Here is a 16,508-nt window from a genome sequence, read left to right as displayed (position 1 = left end):
GCGATGGCTTGGGGACGTCCGTGTGGGGAATTTCAACAACTCTTAACAATCGTATCACGAACCATTCGCATTTGAAATGTAACGATACGTTTGCTGTGTGTCCCCTTTATCAGCGCCAGCTCGGCGGTTCCCCTTTCTTCCAGCAGATCAGGACGAGCGCTACCACGACCGTCCACGTGCACACCTGGAATGCCACCGGTTCTTTGAAGGGCGAGAACACGAACGGCCCGGCCGCCAGAAGGGCGAACGCGATGGCGTAAACCACCCATCCCTGCCAGGCGCACGGAAGGCCCCATCCCCAGCCATGGGACCGCGCGACAAACCAGTAGGGCTTGTCTTTCATTCCACCAAGACCAATTGTCCAGCAACCACCGGCCGCAGTGCCACCTTGTGGGTGATGCTGGTGATGGTCCGGCGCGGGTCGGTCGGGTGCGGCCGTGAGGCGGTGCTGCTTCTGCCCTGGCGCCACAGCCCGAACATCACGATCTCCGCGCCCACCGGGAAGGACTTCAGCCATGCCGCATCGGCGTGCCCGACGCTCACTTCGTAGAAGTCCCTGCGGTCGGTCACGCCGGTCTGCTGATACTTCGGAGCACAGTTGAGGAAGGTGACGCCATGGGGATCACCGGGCTGCGGCGTGCGATGTGACCGCACCGTCCCGAGCAGCGCCAGCGGCAGCTCGCTGGATGCCGTGCCCAGCCGTTCCCATGCTTCGTCGTAGCGGTCCTGGCCGTAAAGGAAATTCGCCCAGTCGACCCGCTTCTTGCCCAGGCGCAGGGTCAATTGCGAGGTCAGCAGCGCGTCTTCCTCGCACATCGCCTGCAGGATCAGCAGGTCGGTGAGGGTGCGCAGGTAACCGTCGAGTGGCGCGTCGGCCGGGAGCAGGGTCGGTCCGGCGCTGCGGCGCTTCAGGGCCTGCTGGAGAATCAACAGTCGCAGCTCATACGCGCCATCACCCAAGGCGGGCAGGAACTCGGGATCGGTTCCGCTGGCGAGCAGGGTCTGGTGATGTGAGGGGGCGTTGTAGCGGCACCCTGGCAGGTGCTCAGTCCCCTTGTTCAACGCGATATACGCAGGAACCGAGGCGGGAAAGTCGCCGTCGGCACCGCTCCTGTCGTGCGCGGGGACGAATCGGACCGGCACGGCGCAGCCATCGCAGAGCAACGTGGGCAGGGTCTGCTGCGCGTCATGCCGCTTTTGCAGGTCGACCAACCGGTGCAGGGTGCCGTGCGTCCCCACGGCCTTGCGCATCTTGATTCCGCGACTCATGTGCAACCACTGCTTCGTTCAATGGCGACCATCATAGTCGCTTCGATCAGTCGCCCTGCGTCGCCAAACGCGGTGCCTGCTCAGCCCGGGTAGGACGGGAAGCGCTGATCCGGGTGCGTCTTCTTCCATTCGGTGTGCGCCACGGTGCCCTCCCACGCAAGGAACGCACCGGGGATGCGCCCGCGGCCGGACCAGGTCGCACCGCTGTGCGGCAGCCAGAAGCGGGGCGGCAGCGCTTCGCGGGGGACTTTCGCTGGCTTGGCGCGTGCAATGGCGCTGGCCGATCCCTCGCTGCCCACCGCTGCCCGGATCCTGCGCTGTTGTTCCGGGCTGAAATCGGCGTAGGAGGCGGTAAGCAGCACGAGTGCGCGCTCGAACGCCTCCTTCGTGGCGGCCCGCAGCAGCGCGCTTTCATCCATTCCCGATCGCGCGACCGCAGCTGCCAAGGTGGCGTTCATCGTTGATGCGGAGGAGGCGGTGGAGGGCTTGCGGGGCATGGAATTCCAAGTAAGAGGGGGCTGTCGGTGGGCACCATAGCAAATGCCGGTGTGAAGTCATCTTTTCGCGCGCGATGCTGCCTGGAACAGCGGTTGCGCTGGCGCCAAGCCGTTCGACCAGGATCAGGGCCCCTTCGGTTCTGTGCACCGCTGGGACACCTTGCGCCCTTCAACGAAGGCCCGCGCCGCGTTGGCGAAGCAGGATGGCGCAACCAACGCCAGCAGGTGCGCGCCACCGTCTACTGTGTGGAATGTCAGTGCCGTGGTCCTGGCGAGCTCGGCGGCATGCTCGCGGGCACCAGCGTAAGCCGTGTTCGGATCCAGTGTGCCGTGCACCACCAGCGTTTTTGGCAGGCCGGTTGGCGTTTTGCCGAACCACGCGTCGCGCGGATAGGGCGGCACCGGGCTGTCGACCAGCAAGCCCGGAATCGGACTGATGAACAGTTTCCCCTTCTCCTCGGCCTCCACCATGGCCTTGGTCAGCTCCGGCCGCGCATTGTTTTCCGATGCGGCGATCAGCATCACCAGGGGCAGGGCAGGGCGGTTGTCCCCGCTTTGTCCGAGCTGCGCCAATGCGGCATTCCAGTCGGGCACTGTGCGCTCCAGCGAGCGGGCATCGCCGCGGGAGAGGTCCCGCGTCATCTGTGGAATACGATCGCGCAGCGCCGGGAAGCTCAGCAGCGCGCCATAGAACCGGCGCAGGTCGCCGCCGGGCACCTGCTTACGCCAAGACGCATCAGGTCCAGACGCAAGCAGTTGCGAGTACGCCGCCACATCAGGGCCGCGCAGCACCTGACGGCCGACCTCGTCCACCAGTGCCGTGCGCCGGCTCAGGTCCCACTGCTGGGTTGCCTCGGGTGGCACCAAGCCGTCCAGAATGAGTCCGTCCAGCGGAAAGGGTGCGACCTGCAACGCCCGCAGCGCGAGCTGGGTGCCGTAGGAAACGCCATATACCAGCAACTCGCCGCTGCCGCGTTGGCTTGTTATCAGAAGACCAAGGTCCTGCGCGGCTTCGGTGATGGAAAACGCCATGGTCCGCGTGGGGTTGGCGTACATCGCCCCGATGCACGGCCCCCATTCGGTCCCGGCAAGCCCCACACCGTCTGGGCTGTCGGGTGCCTCTTGAACCGGGCAGATCCGCGATGAGCGTCCAGTGCCGCGGTGATCGGCAATCACCAGGTCGAAGCCCGGGAACGCGCGCTGGTAGGTAGACAGCATCGGATACAGCGAGGCGCCGGCTTCGCCGGGACCGCCGGACAGCAACCAGACCTCTCCTCGTCTTGCAAGATCGGTCGCTGCCGGAACGCGACGAACGAACAACGAGATCGTTTCGCCGTCCGGTTCGGCATGCCGCAGGGGTACCTGCACGGTCATGCAGCGCGAGTCGCGCAGCTGCGGCGACGGCGCCGCATCGTCGCACGACACGGCAGAAGCCTGGATTCTTGCATGGACCAGTGAGGGCAGGGCGACCAGCAACACAACATATAGCGCGGCGCGAAGCATGGGCGACTGACTCATCGGTAGACGGAGCGTGACGATGCGGCTTTACCGACTCATCCTGCGAATGCCGGAAGTAACGTCCGGATGGCGTTCGCATCGACCGGCCGGACTCCAACCTGAACAGGGGGCGGTTCAGTGGAGGGTACGCAATGTTCCGGCAATCTTCGGCCACCAGATTCGATTCCACACCGATACGTTTGGAGGATCCAACGATGCTCACCTCAACCGCTTTCAGCTTCCGTGGCCTGGCCATGGCATTGGCTCTGACCGCTGGCGTCATCGCCGCTGGCGATGCCTCCGCGCTGTCGCGCAAGGACAGGAACACACTGGTCGGTGCCGTCGTGGGTGGCGTTGCGGGGCACGTGCTGTCCAACGGCGACCCGATGATGACCGCTGGCGGCGCTGTGGCCGGCGGCGCGATCGGCAATGTGACCACCAAGGATCGCCGCGACAACCGCGACTATCGCCATGATCGCGATCGCCGCTATGACCGCGACCATCGTTACGAGCGCACCAGCCGCCACGATCGTCGTCATGACCAGCGTCGCTGGGACCATGACCGCCGCAACCACAACCGCGGCTGGCGCTGATCGGAGCAGAGCGGGGGCCGTCTGCTGGGCGACGGTTGATCATTCCGGGTTGCGGAGATCGACCGACGTCCTCTGAGCTTGGCCCAAAGCGGTCCCGCTTCGGACCGATAAGGATTTCGTGGCTTACAATCCCCCCGGGCTGATCCATTTCATCGGAACGAATCAGGGGGCGTCATGAGGACCGCAGTTCTTGCATTGATTTCGATCGTATCCCTCAGCGGGTGCGCCACCGTCGATCAGAAAACGACGTTCGATGGCAGCGATGGCAGTGCGTTCGTGGTTGTAGCCGTGGACAAGCTGCCCGAGCGGGTCGTGGGCAGCTACACCTTGCTTTTCAGCAGGGTCGACATGCAGTCGTCAACCTTTCAGTCCGAATGGTTTTCCATTGTTTTTGACGCTGGCGCGGGGACGTTCGTTGTCGATGAATTGAAGAAGCCCGAGAGCGTCTCCACGACGCTGCGTTTCGGTGCTCATTCGGTGGTGCCAGGCGACTATGCGTATGCAGCGAGGAGCGATCTTCAAGGCAATGTGGTGATGGAGAACTGCTATTCCGAAGGCGCGCCCGTGTTTCGCGTCGCTCCCGGCAAGGTCAGTGTAATTTCGCTTGGTGACGTATTGAGCAACATGGGCGCCGGTTCCGCTGATGCACTGGATGAGGGTGCAAAGGTCCTGGCGGCGTACCCGAAGATCAACGCGCCGCTCGTACTGGCGCAGCAGGTTGGCTCGATCACATTCACGTCTGGCAAGTCCGTGGGCTACTCGACGTGTCGGAATCAGAACGTCAAGAGCGTCGAGGTCGTTTCGGCAAAGCCGTAGTGCATCCAGGGTATCGGTGTCGTCCGGCATGTCTGCACACGGCAGATGGGGATCAGGCGAGGCCACTGCCAGTGCGGTCTTCCCCTGCTTGGCGGCTGGCCAGCGCGAACACCTCCACAGGACCACTGATATCCAGTGAATGGACGCCCGTGCAGGTCAGCATGCAGAGGGTGCGAGCAGGGGCCTGCACACCATGGCGGGCTGTCCCTCGGAAATGGCAGTCGGTCGGTTGTGCCCAATGGGTGCTCTTGAGGCTTTCGAACAGCCCATGCTCATTGCCATGGGCGACGCATCATCGTTTACCGCCAAGTCGCGCGATCTGGCGATACTGCTCGCGCGTAGCCCTCCGCTGCTTTTTGGCCAGCCACCAGGTTCCGAGGGCCCAGAGGACGGCCCACACTGCCAGGCGGAGGGCGGCCTGCTGCCAATCGGCGGTTGCGACCAGGTAACAGGTGACCACACTGACCAGCGCGTAGCCGCATAGCGCAAGGTAGGCCATTCGGGCCAGCCTCAGGTGCCGCAGCCTGTTGCGCAGCTGCACTTTCCGGATCGTCACGTACACCGACATCGGCTGATGGGCGGCGACCCGCTGATCGCACCCCTGTCGCAGCAGAATGCTCCAGCTCGTGATGAGGAACACCGAGAAAAAGGGGATCAGCAGCCATTGGCCAGGTGACAGTCCGCCGCCGGCTACAGGCCAGGTGAGCAGCGCGATGCCACCGATCGTCACCGCGATATCGAGGGCGCGGCGCAGCTTCTCAAGGCGATGGTGCCTGCGGACCTTTCGCGCCATCGTGTCGGCAAGGTCTGACGGAGGTTGTTGGCGTTGCCAGAGCGTGCGGAGCGCGTCGTCATTGATGTCCATCGTGGATATCCTGTAGTGCCTTGCGGGCACGGTGCGCTCGCACACCGACGTTGTCGGTACTGATGCCGAGCATCCCGGCGATCTCTTTGTAATCGAAGCCCTCCAGCTGCAGCAGGAGTACCTGGCGCTGGGGTAGCGGAATCAATCGCAGCGCGTCCAGCAGCCATTGCGTATCCGCATCGCCGGGGGCGGAGGATGCATAGGCAATCAACGCCAAGGCGTCTGGATCCACGCGCGGATGTTCGGGGTTGCGAACGGCTTGGCGTACGTGGCTGGCGCCAAGGTTATGCGCGATGCGAAGCATGTAGGCGCGAAGCCGGGCAGGGTCACGCAGTCGCGGCAATCCCTGCCAGACGGCCAGCAGCACTTCCTGCACCAGGTCCTCCTGCGCGGCAGGGTCGCGCTCGTAGGCCCGCACCGCCCGCCATATCAGGGGCAGATGCTGCTGGACGTCGGACCACAAGGGGTGCATCAGGGCGGAGTCTCCATGGGCTACACACCCACAGTCGTCGGGGGGAGACGATTTCTTACACGCTGTGTTGAGTTGATTGAGCAGTAAGAAACCGGTTCGCGGAGGTTACTACCAAGGGACTGGAATGCTCACGGTGAGCAGGTTCCGGCGAATCCCTCAGACAAGGACACGATGATGAAGGCGAAGATGAGACAACCTGTCGCAGAGGTGCAGCGGTGGATGGCCATTCCACTGTTCTGCGCATTCCTCGTCGGCTGCGCATCCAATGCAACGAGAAGCCTGGCACCAACGGGCGTCCTCTACCACGGCTTCGCTCTACTCGATCCCACTGCGGAACGTGTGGTGGACAACGTCTACATCCTTGTTGCCCACGGAAAAATAGCAGCCGTCGGGACGGGGGAGTGGAAGGGCCGGGCCCCGCAGCGCGCCGTGGATATGACGGGACACTACGCCTTGCCTGGGCTGATTGATGGACATGCCCATATCACTTCTGGCCCCCACAGCATTGAAGTGATAGATGGCGCCAACGTCATCATCATCCCGAGTGTCGATGCGATCACCCGGCACAACGCAGCAGTCGCGCTTGCCTTTGGCGTCACCACCGTCCGGAACCCCGGCGGCGATCCTGCGGCGAACGCGCGCTACGACGCGCAGATCCGGAGTGGCGCCTGGCGTGGTCCAGAGGCGCTTCACGCCGGCTCGGTCATCCAGCCTCCCCCCTTTGGTGGTGGCGCGTTCGCCTATCCGCGCTCGGAGGCCGCATGGGACGCGGAGGCCCGACGGCAGGCGGAGATGGGCATGCGCTACTTCAAGCTCTACAGCGGCCTGGATGCCGATGAACTCAACCTGGGCATCCAGGCGGCGCACCGTAACGGTCTAAAGGCCATCGCTCATCTGGATGCCATCAGCTGGACGCAGGCGGCGCGGCTCGGCATCGATGGCCTGGAACATACGCTGCCCACCAGTGCAGCGCTGCTTGAACCCGAACAGCGCGCCACCTACCTTGCAGAGCGTGGCGCAGACGCGCGCTATCTTTTCCGCTGGTTTGAACTGGCTGACTTCGATGGCCAACTCATACAGGAGATGCTCGCCGAGCTGGCCCAGCGCGGCGTAGTAGTAAGCACGACGCTGGGGGTGAATGAGCTGGCTTACAACAGTGATCGTCTGGACAGCGTGCTTCCGGCCGAAGACCGGATGTACGTCCATCCGGCCAACCTCGAGGCCCTGTTGTCTTTCCTGCCGCGCATGACTGAGCAGGACCACCGGCAGGCGAGGGCAGTGATGCCGAAGGTGCTTGAACTTGCCCGAAGGCTATATGTTGCGGGCGTACCCATTCTGGTGGGCACTGACGGGAATGGCGGAGGCCCGGCATACAGCCGCGAGCTGGAGCTTCACCGGCGTGCGGGCATCAGTCAGTGGGCTGTGCTGCGACTGGCGACGTCGGATGCAGCGGAAGCGCTTGGCATCGGCAGCCGCACAGGGCGTATCGAGCGGGGCATGGAGGCAGATGTCGTGTTCTTCGGGAGTAACCCGCTTGATGACCTTGGGGGACTGCGGAACCTGACACTGATCCTCAGTGATGGAGAGTCTGGAACCCCGAAGGAGATTCTTGGTACCGTGGACCTGGCCCCATCGCGATAAAGGTTGTTGCTCTAAGATCCCGCCGTATCAACGCGGTGACATAACATTCCATCGTCGCGAGAATCAGAATCGGCGGGAAACCTGCCATCGGACCGTCAAGGAGACGCGCCTGAAATGAGAAGGATGTCCATCCCCACTCTCCCTGGCGTAGCGATTGCCGTCGTCTGGTTGATGCCGTGACCGGGCCGGCGTACGGCGTTCTGCTGGATCGTTGGTCCCCACGCTGGCGCAGCGGCCTGTCGACCACGTCCGACCTGCCCGGGCTGCTGGCCGATCAACTCGATATGCCGCCCAGCGCATCCGATCTCGAGGACATCGGGCGCGGTTATGGGAGGGACGAGGTACGTGCGCAGGAGCAGGAGCGCTGCTAACCGCAGGTAGAAGAGGTTCTGGATCGCCTGCGACCTACCGCATCTCCACCACCACCTTGCCCTTGGCCCGGCCACTCTCGACATGGGCCAAGGCGCTCTGGGTCTCCTGGAACGGAAAGACCCTGTCGATGACCGGGCGGATCGCACCAGCCTCCACCAGCGAGGTGATCTCGCCCAACTGCTGCCCACTGGCCCGCATGAACACGAACGTGTAGGTCACGCCCTTCTGCCTGGCCTTGCTGCGGATGCCATGGCTGAGCAGGCGAATGACCTGCTTGAGTGGCCAAGCCAGCCCGCGCGCAGTGGCAAAGGTGGGCGTGGGCGGTCCGGAGATGGAGATGAGATGCCCGCCCGGCTTGAGAATCTTCAGCGAGCGGGTCAGCTCATCTTTGCCGAGGCTGTTGAGCACCACATCGTAATCAGCCAGTTCGGTGGCGAAATCCTGCTCCTTGTAATCGATGACGACATCCGCCCCCAATGCCTTTACCCACCCGACATTGGCCGTGCTGGTGGTAGTGGCAACGAAAGCGCCCAGATGTTTGGCCAGCTGTATCGCCACCGTCCCGACGCCGCCGGAGCCGGCCTGGATGAAGACCTTCTGGCCTGGTTTGAGCTGGGCGGTTTCGACCAGCGCCTGCCATGCGGTCAGTGCGACCAGGGGCAGCGAGGCGGCCTCCACCATGCCCAGGTTGCCGGGTTTGAGGGCGACAGAGGTTGCCTTGATGGCAATGAACTCGGCGAAGGTGCCGATGCGATCATCGTCGGGGCGTGCATACACTTCGTCGCCCGGTTTGAACTGACGTACGCCGGCACCGACACGCTCCACCGTCCCAGCCACATCGTTGCCCAGAACCAGCGGCAGGCGATAGGGCAGGATCAACTTGAATTCGCCTGTCCGGATCTTGGTGTCCAGTGCATTCACGCTGGCCGCGTGCACACGGATGAGAACATCGTCATCGCGCAGGGGCGGCTGCGGCGCGTCACCGATGCGGCCGGTCTCCTTTTTGCCATAACGGTCGATGAGGAAGGCTTTCATGGGCGGTGTGTCTCTGGTTGAGGGATGCCGTCGGGTTGCGGGGCGGGGAACGTAGTGGGCGCATCAGTTATCGAGGAACGCCAGCGCGTCCCGTACAAACTCAGCGTGATACTGGAAAATCCCGCCATGACCGGCGTCGTCGTAGAGGACCAGCGACGCATCGGGAATGCGGTGGGCCAGATCGCCACTGTTGGGCGTGGGGACCATGATGTCGCTGTCCCCATTGGCGATCAGTACCGGGATACGGATGTCGCCCAGGTCCTGGGGCGATTGCCTGCCCCACGCGGTGATCGCCTTCAGTTGCCGCAGGAGCGCCCCGGGTGAGGCTGGCCTGTCGCGATCATTCGTGCGTTCCTTCAACCGTTGCAGGAACGCGGTGGCCGCCTGTCGGCTGCGGGCGCTGGCAGTGAAGAACAGGTAGTACTTGGGATCGCGCCGCGTCAGCAGGCCCTTGAGGATCAAGGGCCAAGACACGCGGCCCACCCGGTCGATGCCGCGGCCACCCGCCGGCCCGGTGCCGGTCAGGATGAGCCGCCGCACCAGGTCAGGCGCGTCCAGCACCACCTGCTGCGCAACGAAGCCGCCGAGCGAAAAGCCGAGCAGATCGACGCGGCCCAAGCCCATCGTGCGAATCAGCGCGATCGTGTCCTGCGCCATTTCCGCGACGGTTACCGGTGCTTTGCCACCTGATCCTCCAATGCCACGGTAGTCGATGGCGATGACCCGATGCCTGCTGGCCAGGCCATCCACGATGCGCGGGTCGAAGTTGTCGAGCACCGCGCCCCAGTGGTTGAGCATGACCAGCGGGAAACCGTGCTGCGGCCCCAGTTCACGGTACGCGAAATGGGTGCCATCGACCTCCAGCGAGCGGGTCGGTGCACTCTCGAACGAACGTCTGGAGTCGGGGGGCGTGCTGGGAAGCATCATGGTCGCGTACCTGTGGGGTCAGGGTTTCACTCAGTGGGGCGATAGCGTTCCGCCGCCTGCGCCTGCCGGATGTCCGAGAGCAGGCCCTGACGCGATGCGTCCAGCGTGTCCCAGCGTTCGGCCACATGCAGCGGTGGAATCGTGACGGTCTCGCGGCGATCAAAGCCGACCAGTGCCGCATCCACCAGCTCGCCGACATCCATCACCTCCGACAGCGTGTTGATGTCGATACCGGCCCGCTCCCAGATCTCGGTGCGTGTCGCCGCAGGCAGCACGGCCTGCACATAGACGCCCATGGGCGACAGCTCCAGGCTCAGTCCCTGTGACAGGAACAGCACGAAGGCCTTGGTCGCACCGTAGACGGACATGCCGAACTCCGGCGCCAGGCCGACCACCGAGCCAATGTTGACGATCGCGCCTTCGCCGGCGCTGGCCAGCCGTGGTGCAACGGCAGCGGCAAGGCGGGTCAGGGCGAGGGTGTTCAGCGTGATCAGTTGTTCGATGCTGTCGGCCGACTGCTCGGTGAAGCCACCGGATTGGGCGATGCCCGCGTTGTTGATCAGGATGCCGATGCGGGCATCGTCGCGCAGGCGGGTTTCAACGGCGGCCAGGTCGGCGCGCTGGGTGAGGTCGGCCGGAAGTACGTCGATGGCAACGCCGGTGTCGTGGCGCAGGCGCGCGGCCAGTGCGTCCAGCCGCGCCGTGTCGCGCGCGACCAGTACCAGATCGTGGCCGCGGCGCGCGAAACGTTCGGCGTAAACGGTGCCGATGCCGCTGGAGGCGCCGGTGATGAGGACAGCAGGAAGCAGGCTCATGGTGTGTCTCTTGAAATGTAATGGGGCAACGGGGATGCAGCGCGGCGATGGCGACGGAGTTACTGCGCGAGCGTGTCGCTCAGGGCGGGGTAGTCGGTGTAGCCCTCCGCGCCGCCGCCATACAACGTGGCCGGGTTCAGGGCGTTCAAGGGCGCGCCGGTCTTCAGGCGTTCGACCAGATCCGGATTGCTGATGAAGGCACGGCCGAAGGCGAACAGGTCGGCCTTGCCACTGGCCAGATGCGCGTTGGCCAGTTCCAGGTCATAACCGTTGTTGGCCAGGTAGGTGCCGGTGAAACGGCGGCGCAGGCCGTCGAAGTCGAACGGGGCGACATCGCGCGGGCCGCCCGTCGCGCCTTCGACCACATGCAGGTAGACGATGCCCAGCGCGCTGAGCTGATCGACGATGTAGTCGTACTGCGGCTGCGGATCGCTGATGGTCGCGATGGCGTTGGCCGGCGAGACCGGCGAGAGGCGCACGCCGGTGCGATCGGCGCCGATCTCGGCTGCCACGGCCGCAGTGACCTCCAGCAGGAGGCGCGCACGGTTTTCGATCGAACCGCCGTAGGCGTCGGTGCGCTGGTTGGCGCCGTCCTTGATGAACTGTTCGAGCAGGTAGCCGTTGGCACCGTGGAGTTCCACGCCATCGAACCCGGCGGCGATCGCATTGGCGGCGGCCTGACGGAAGTCGTTGACGATGGCCGGTAGTTCGTCGATCTCCAGTGCACGCGGCTCGGACACATCGACAAAGCCGTTGTGGACGAAGGTCTTGGTCTGCGCCCGGATGGCCGAGGCGGACACGGGCGCGGCGTTGCCGGGCTGCAGATCCACGTGGGAGATGCGGCCCACGTGCCACAGCTGCACGAAGATGCGTCCGCCGCGCGCGTGCACGGCGTCGGTGACCTTGCGCCAGCCATCGATCTGATCCTGCGTGTACAGCCCCGGCGTGTCCTGGTAGCCCTGGGCCTGCGCCGAGATCTGGGTGGCCTCGGTGATGATCAGGCCGGCCGAGGCGCGCTGGGCGTAGTAGGTGGCGGCGAGCGGACCGGGCACCAGACCGGCACCGGCGCGGTTGCGCGTCAACGGTGCCATCACGATGCGGTTGGCCAAGGTCAGCGGGCCAAGGGGGTAGGGCTGGAAGAGTGTCGAGATCGTCATGGCGGGTGCGGGGTCGTGGTCGTTGAGGGGGTGGCGCGGGCGGGCCGGCAGTGGCATCGCCTGGAAGTGTCGCAATGATGATGACCATAATCTTAGATGTCAATGGTTTGATGATGATGGTCATCTATCCGTGGTAGAGTGCGGGTCTATCGCGGCAGAGCGGCACGAGACAACGAGTCATGAAGGTCACCAAGGCACAGGCGCAGGCCAACCGGGCGCACATCGTCGACACCGCCTCCACGCTCTTCAGGGAGCGGGGCTACGACGGTGTGGGCGTGGCAGACCTCATGGCGGCCGCTGGCTTTACCCATGGCGGCTTCTACAAGCACTTCGGCTCCAAGGCCGACCTGATGGCGGAGGCGGCGAGCTGCGGCCTGGCGAAATCGGCCGATGCCGCGGCCGACATGGACCTGGCGAGCTTCATGAGCCATTACCTTTCCCGGCAGCATCGTGACGCGCCAGGCCAGGGTTGCACCATGTCAGCGCTGTGCACCGACGCGGCGCGTCAGCCGGAACCGGTCAAGGCGGCCTTCGCGGCAGGTATCGAGGCGCAGCTGGCCGTATCCCCCTACCCGGAAGGCCAGTCAGACGGCCCCACGTCCGAACAGGCGCGTGCGCGGCGTATCGCCTTGATGGCCCAGGCTGTCGGCGCGATGGTGTTGTCCAGGTCCTGCCCGGACGACTCTCCGCTGGCGGACGAAATCCTGGATGCGTGCCGCGAAGACGGGCTGGCGCGGCTGGGTGGTGTGCCCAACAGCCACCGCTAGGGGTTTCCCCGCGAACACCCGATTCGCCGCCGCCACCAGCGGCACCGCAGTGCTGCGGTTGGTGGCGTCACGGTCAATCGCCGCGTGTTGCTTCAAAGCGGTAGGGATTGCCCTGATCGGAAAAGCGCAGCAAGTAGCGCGCAATGCGTGTCTTGCCATCGGACAACACATAGTCCACTTGCAGGCCGGTCCGAGGGTGTTCCTGCTCAGCACCGAGGTAGGTGTTGCTCGGATAGCTGAAGCTGCCATGGGGCGCCTCCCGTACCGCTGCACACGTGGCAAACAGCGGTGGCAGCGTGTACAGGCGCTCACCATGCAACAACAGCACCACTGTGTAGCGGACGGCTGTGCCACTGCTGGAATAGCGCATATCCAGGCAAACCGACGTGCCGCGCTGCCAGGCCGTTACGGCCGTCAGGTTCTCCGGGTCGATCGCCGTCTCGCTGCGCCAGTGCGATGACGCCAGGCTCACGGCACGGCTCAGGGGCCAGCGCCGCGTCCCCACCATCAACGCTTGGCCATCAAAGGCAACATCGAGGCCACCCTTGGGCGGCGTCATGGATAGATCGCCGGGCGTGGTCCACAACGGTTGGTCGTACCGGCGCAGCGCCTGGTGCATGGAGGTCACCCAGATGCAGTGCCGGGGTGATTCCGTGCAAGGCATGGCCAGCGACGTTCCCGATTCCGGAAACAAGGCACCGCCGAGTGACCGGTAGAAATCGCCATGACTGGTAAAGAAAACAGGTTCGGCCTGCGCCGCCGCCGGCAGGCACACGCTCAGCAGGACTGCCAACGCACGGGGTAGGGGGGTCATTCGGCATGCATCCTGCCACTTCATCCTTTCAGTACCAGCGACATATCCGGATATCTGGCGCACATGAAATCTACAAAGGCGCGCACCTTTGGTGCTGCCAGGCGCCTGGAGGTGTGCAGTACCCAGAGCGCCGGCTCTGCACCGGAAACGACGCCCCACTGCACGAGATCTCCACGGGCAAGATGATTCCAGGCAATGGACTGAGGGATTAGCGCGACCCCAGCACCTGCAAGTGCAGCATCGCGGATCATCAGGAACGAGGAGAACCTGAGCCGTGGGAGCGGCTCCAGAACCAGGCGTCCTTGGTCGAGGTCCCAAAGACCGGGTTGGAACGTCGAAGCGACGATTCCTGGAACCTGCCTCACTGCACCAGGTGCTGGCACGGTCATCCCGGGGGAGGCGACAACGACAAGGCGGTCCTTGGCGAAACAGCGTCCTACCAGGTTGCTGTCTGGACTCGGATTGACTCGGATGACCACGTCGAATTGCTCTTCAACCAGGTCGACCAAGCGGTCCTCGGCCACGACCTCGATAGACACCTCCGGGTACGCCGCAGAGAAATCAGCGCCTATTCCTCCCATTGCCAACTGAGAGAACAGCACCGGCGCTGCGATGCGTAGGCGACCGCGTGGAATCGTCACGCCTTCGCGTGTGGCCGTCATCGCCTCGGCGACCTCACCCAAGGGCGCCTCAATGCGGCTGGCGAGCAATTGACCCGCGTCAGTGAGCATCAACCCTCGCGAACTACGTTCGACCAGCCTGACACCCAGTTGTTCTTCGAGGTCTGAAATCCGCCGCGACAAGGTCGCTTTGGACTTGCCGCTCGCCCTGCTGGCTTTGCCGAGCCCTCCGCTTGCCGCTACCAGAAGAAAGTCATCCAGATCATTCAGGCGCATGGTGTTTCATATGTGAAACGGGGGGTCTACATAGTGTCGTCTTCGTTCTGACATTGCAACAGCCTATCGTCTCTCCATCGAATCTATTCCGGGGTGATCCTCCATGACCATGACGCATCGGGCTGTACTGATCCAAGGCTACGGCGGCGCTGAAGCCGCGCAGGTGGCAGAGTTGCCAATCCCGGTTCCGGGACGGGACCAAGTGCGGGTAAGGGTTCGCGCCGCCGGCATAAACGGTATCGACTGGAAGGTCCGCGAAGGGTATCTGCGGGAGGTATTCCCGCTCCAGTTGCCCGCCGTTCTGGGCGCCGAGCTGGCGGGTGTTGTCGACGCTGTCGGCCCCGACGCGAGGCGCTTCAAGATTGGCGACCGGGTGATGGGCGCGGTGGGTGGGCTGGGCGCATATGCCGAGTTCATCGTCGTCGACGAACGGTCGCTGGCCCCGACCCCTGATCGGCTGGACGACGTGCATGCTGCTGCGATGCCCGTCGCCGCCGTTGCGGCATGGAAAAGCCTCCATCACGCGGGCGCCCTTCGTCCTGGTCAGCGGATCCTCATCCACGGTGCAGCAGGCGGGCTGGGCGGGTATGCCGTGCAGTACGCCAAGCAGGCCGGTACAGAAGTCTTCGCCACCGCCGCCACCGAGCACCTCGACTACGTCCGCAGCCTCGGTGCGGACCATGTCATCGACTACCAGACACAGCGCTTCGAGGACATCGCGCGCGACATCGACCTGGTGCTCGACTATGTCGGCGGTACGGTTCTGGACCGCTCATGGCAGGTGCTTGCGCAGGATGGCGTCATCGTCGGCACGACCTCGGCGGACATCCTGGCGCGCACGCCGCCCGGCCGCCGAGGCCTCTGGTTCATGAACAAGCCGGACGTCGCTCTTCTGGAGCGGCTTGCCTTGGATGTCGCCAGTGGCGCGCTGACGTCGAAGGTGGGCGAAGTGATCGCTCTGACCGACATTCCTGCGGCCATCGAGCGCAACCGAACCACCTCACGCGCCGGCAAAGTCGTCGCGGATTTTTCGCGCTAATTCCCTTTCCATCCCCTGAAGGAGATTCATATGAGCATTCTCGTCACCGGCGCCACAGGCACCATCGGCTCTCTCATCACTCACGGCCTCGCCAGCGCGGGCGCTGGCGTGACCGCTTTCGTTCGCACGCGCGGCAAGGTTTCATTCCCCGACGGTGTGACCGAGGTGGTTGGTGACCTGACCGACGTACCATCGATGCGCGCAGCCCTTTCGTCAGTACGCACGCTGTTCCTGTTGAACGCGGTGACGCCGGACGAGGTGACCCAGGCGCTGATCGCCTTGAACCTCGCCCGGGAGGCCGGCATCGAGCGCATCGTCTACCTGTCGGTCATCCATGCCGACAAGTTCACCAATGTGCCGCACTTTACCGGCAAGTACACGGTTGAACGCATGATCGAGAGCCTCGGCATTCCCGCTACCATTCTGCGTCCGGCCTATTTCATGCAGAACGAGTTCATGGTCCAGAAGGCGATCGAGGATTACGGCGTTTACCCGATGCCGATTGGTGGCACCGGTGTCTCCATGATCGATGCGCGGGACATCGCCGAGATTGCCGTGGCAGAGCTGCTGCGACGCGACCGCGCGCCGTCTGCGCTGGCCACCGTCACCTTGGATCTGGTCGGCCCCCAGACACTGACGGGCACGTCGGTAGCGCAGGTATGGAGCACCGCATTGGGTCGGGACGTGGTCTATGCGGGCGATGACGTGGCAGCGTTCGAAGGGCAGATGGCTGCATTCGGCCCGTCGTGGCTGGCCTATGACATGCGCCTGATGATGGCAGGCATCCAGACGTTCGGGATGCAGGCGGCCGACGGTGCGATTGCGCGACTGGAGTCCATCCTCGGCCATCCGCTGCGTACCTATGAGAACTTCGTTCGTGAGGCGACGACGAAGGTCTGATCGCATCACCTGGTTGGGCAGGCTGCGCATTCGTGTCCACCTGCCGGCCAATGGTCCCCATCGCTGCGGTGTGCTTCTCAGAGGGGTCGAGCACACGCGAATCGGAACCTGGGCTGTTTGCTGTTCGGGAACTCGC

18 protein-coding genes are annotated in these 16,508 nt (G+C 64.3%); 6 read left to right on the top strand and 12 right to left on the bottom strand.

All coding sequences use genetic code 11. The features are described from left to right. Positions 1 to 109: 109 nt before the first annotated feature. The 4 genes from EDF74_RS07795 to EDF74_RS07780 form a co-directional block, all read right to left on the bottom strand. Positions 110 to 343 (bottom strand): hypothetical protein, encoded by a 234-nt coding sequence (locus EDF74_RS07795; RefSeq protein ID WP_123729523.1) that lies wholly within the window; start codon positions 341 to 343, stop codon positions 110 to 112. Further along, on the bottom strand, positions 340 to 1,269 hold the full coding sequence (locus EDF74_RS07790; protein WP_123729522.1) for a hypothetical protein: 930 nt from the start codon (positions 1,267 to 1,269) through the stop codon (positions 340 to 342). Before EDF74_RS07790 ends, EDF74_RS07795 begins: the two co-directional genes overlap by 4 nt. An 80-nt stretch (positions 1,270 to 1,349) precedes the next feature. Next, positions 1,350 to 1,766, bottom strand: coding sequence for an H-NS family nucleoid-associated regulatory protein (locus tag EDF74_RS07785; protein ID WP_260232211.1), 417 nt, complete (start codon positions 1,764 to 1,766; stop codon positions 1,350 to 1,352). A 123-nt stretch (positions 1,767 to 1,889) separates the two neighbouring features. Next, complete coding sequence (locus EDF74_RS07780; RefSeq protein WP_260232210.1) at positions 1,890 to 3,269, bottom strand: alpha/beta fold hydrolase; 1,380 nt, start codon at positions 3,267 to 3,269, stop codon at positions 1,890 to 1,892. Between the two features lie 209 nt (positions 3,270 to 3,478). Here EDF74_RS07780 and EDF74_RS07775 point away from each other — a divergent pair, with 209 nt between their 5' ends. Together EDF74_RS07775 and EDF74_RS07770 are read left to right on the top strand one after the other, a co-directional pair. Next, positions 3,479 to 3,856 (top strand): hypothetical protein, encoded by a 378-nt coding sequence (locus EDF74_RS07775; protein WP_123729520.1) that lies wholly within the window; start codon positions 3,479 to 3,481, stop codon positions 3,854 to 3,856. Positions 3,857 to 4,030: 174 nt separating this feature from the next. Next, entirely contained in the window at positions 4,031 to 4,672 is a 642-nt protein-coding gene (locus EDF74_RS07770; RefSeq protein ID WP_148045928.1) for a hypothetical protein, read from the top strand. A gap of 292 nt (positions 4,673 to 4,964) precedes the next feature. Here EDF74_RS07770 and EDF74_RS07765 read toward each other — a convergent pair whose 3' ends face one another. After that, on the bottom strand, positions 4,965 to 5,537 hold the full coding sequence (locus EDF74_RS07765) for a hypothetical protein (protein WP_123729518.1): 573 nt from the start codon (positions 5,535 to 5,537) through the stop codon (positions 4,965 to 4,967). After that, positions 5,524 to 6,000 carry an RNA polymerase sigma factor gene (locus EDF74_RS07760; protein ID WP_184997127.1) on the bottom strand — a complete coding sequence of 159 codons (477 nt, stop codon included), beginning with the start codon at positions 5,998 to 6,000 and terminating at the stop codon, positions 5,524 to 5,526. The genes EDF74_RS07765 and EDF74_RS07760 overlap by 14 nt, the downstream gene beginning before the upstream one ends. 183 nt (positions 6,001 to 6,183) lie before the next feature. On the opposite strand from EDF74_RS07760, the gene EDF74_RS07755 reads away from it, so the two are divergent. Then, a complete protein-coding gene (locus EDF74_RS07755) occupies positions 6,184 to 7,650 on the top strand; it encodes an amidohydrolase family protein (RefSeq protein WP_184997125.1) in 1,467 nt (488 codons plus the stop codon). A 405-nt stretch (positions 7,651 to 8,055) separates the two neighbouring features. Here EDF74_RS07755 and EDF74_RS07745 read toward each other — a convergent pair whose 3' ends face one another. The 4 genes from EDF74_RS07745 to EDF74_RS07730 form a co-directional block, all read right to left on the bottom strand. After that, a complete protein-coding gene (locus EDF74_RS07745; protein WP_123729514.1) occupies positions 8,056 to 9,057 on the bottom strand; it encodes an NADP-dependent oxidoreductase in 1,002 nt (333 codons plus the stop codon). 63 nt (positions 9,058 to 9,120) lie between these two features. Continuing rightward, positions 9,121 to 9,984 (bottom strand): alpha/beta fold hydrolase, encoded by an 864-nt coding sequence (locus tag EDF74_RS07740; RefSeq protein WP_123729513.1) that lies wholly within the window; start codon positions 9,982 to 9,984, stop codon positions 9,121 to 9,123. A 26-nt stretch (positions 9,985 to 10,010) separates the two neighbouring features. Next, positions 10,011 to 10,799, bottom strand: coding sequence for an SDR family NAD(P)-dependent oxidoreductase (locus EDF74_RS07735; protein WP_123729512.1), 789 nt, complete (start codon positions 10,797 to 10,799; stop codon positions 10,011 to 10,013). Between the two features lie 59 nt (positions 10,800 to 10,858). Continuing rightward, positions 10,859 to 11,956: an alkene reductase gene (locus EDF74_RS07730; protein WP_123729760.1), complete on the bottom strand. Its 1,098-nt coding sequence runs from the start codon at positions 11,954 to 11,956 to the stop codon at positions 10,859 to 10,861. A 179-nt stretch (positions 11,957 to 12,135) separates the two neighbouring features. Here EDF74_RS07730 and EDF74_RS07725 point away from each other — a divergent pair, with 179 nt between their 5' ends. Next, the gene (locus tag EDF74_RS07725) at positions 12,136 to 12,723 is read left to right on the top strand and encodes a TetR/AcrR family transcriptional regulator (protein ID WP_123729511.1); all 588 of its coding nucleotides are present in this window, start codon (positions 12,136 to 12,138) and stop codon (positions 12,721 to 12,723) included. Between the two features lie 73 nt (positions 12,724 to 12,796). On the opposite strand, the gene EDF74_RS07720 is transcribed toward EDF74_RS07725, so the two are convergent. Further along, entirely contained in the window at positions 12,797 to 13,537 is a 741-nt protein-coding gene (locus EDF74_RS07720) for a hypothetical protein (protein WP_148045927.1), read from the bottom strand. Between the two features lie 20 nt (positions 13,538 to 13,557). Then, on the bottom strand, positions 13,558 to 14,433 hold the full coding sequence (locus EDF74_RS07715; protein WP_123729509.1) for a LysR family transcriptional regulator: 876 nt from the start codon (positions 14,431 to 14,433) through the stop codon (positions 13,558 to 13,560). Between the two features lie 103 nt (positions 14,434 to 14,536). Here EDF74_RS07715 and EDF74_RS07710 point away from each other — a divergent pair, with 103 nt between their 5' ends. Both EDF74_RS07710 and EDF74_RS07705 read left to right on the top strand, forming a co-directional pair. Then, positions 14,537 to 15,472 (top strand): NADP-dependent oxidoreductase, encoded by a 936-nt coding sequence (locus tag EDF74_RS07710; protein ID WP_123729508.1) that lies wholly within the window; start codon positions 14,537 to 14,539, stop codon positions 15,470 to 15,472. A 30-nt stretch (positions 15,473 to 15,502) separates the two neighbouring features. Then, positions 15,503 to 16,372 carry an NmrA/HSCARG family protein gene (locus EDF74_RS07705; protein WP_123729507.1) on the top strand — a complete coding sequence of 290 codons (870 nt, stop codon included), beginning with the start codon at positions 15,503 to 15,505 and terminating at the stop codon, positions 16,370 to 16,372. Positions 16,373 to 16,508: the final 136 nt, after the last annotated feature.

The sequence above is a fragment of the Stenotrophomonas rhizophila genome, from assembly GCF_003751305.1.
Lineage (GTDB): Bacteria > Pseudomonadota > Gammaproteobacteria > Xanthomonadales > Xanthomonadaceae > Stenotrophomonas > Stenotrophomonas rhizophila_B.
The sequence above is the reverse complement of the archived record's forward strand: the minus strand, read 5'-3'. Positions and strand labels throughout refer to the sequence as shown.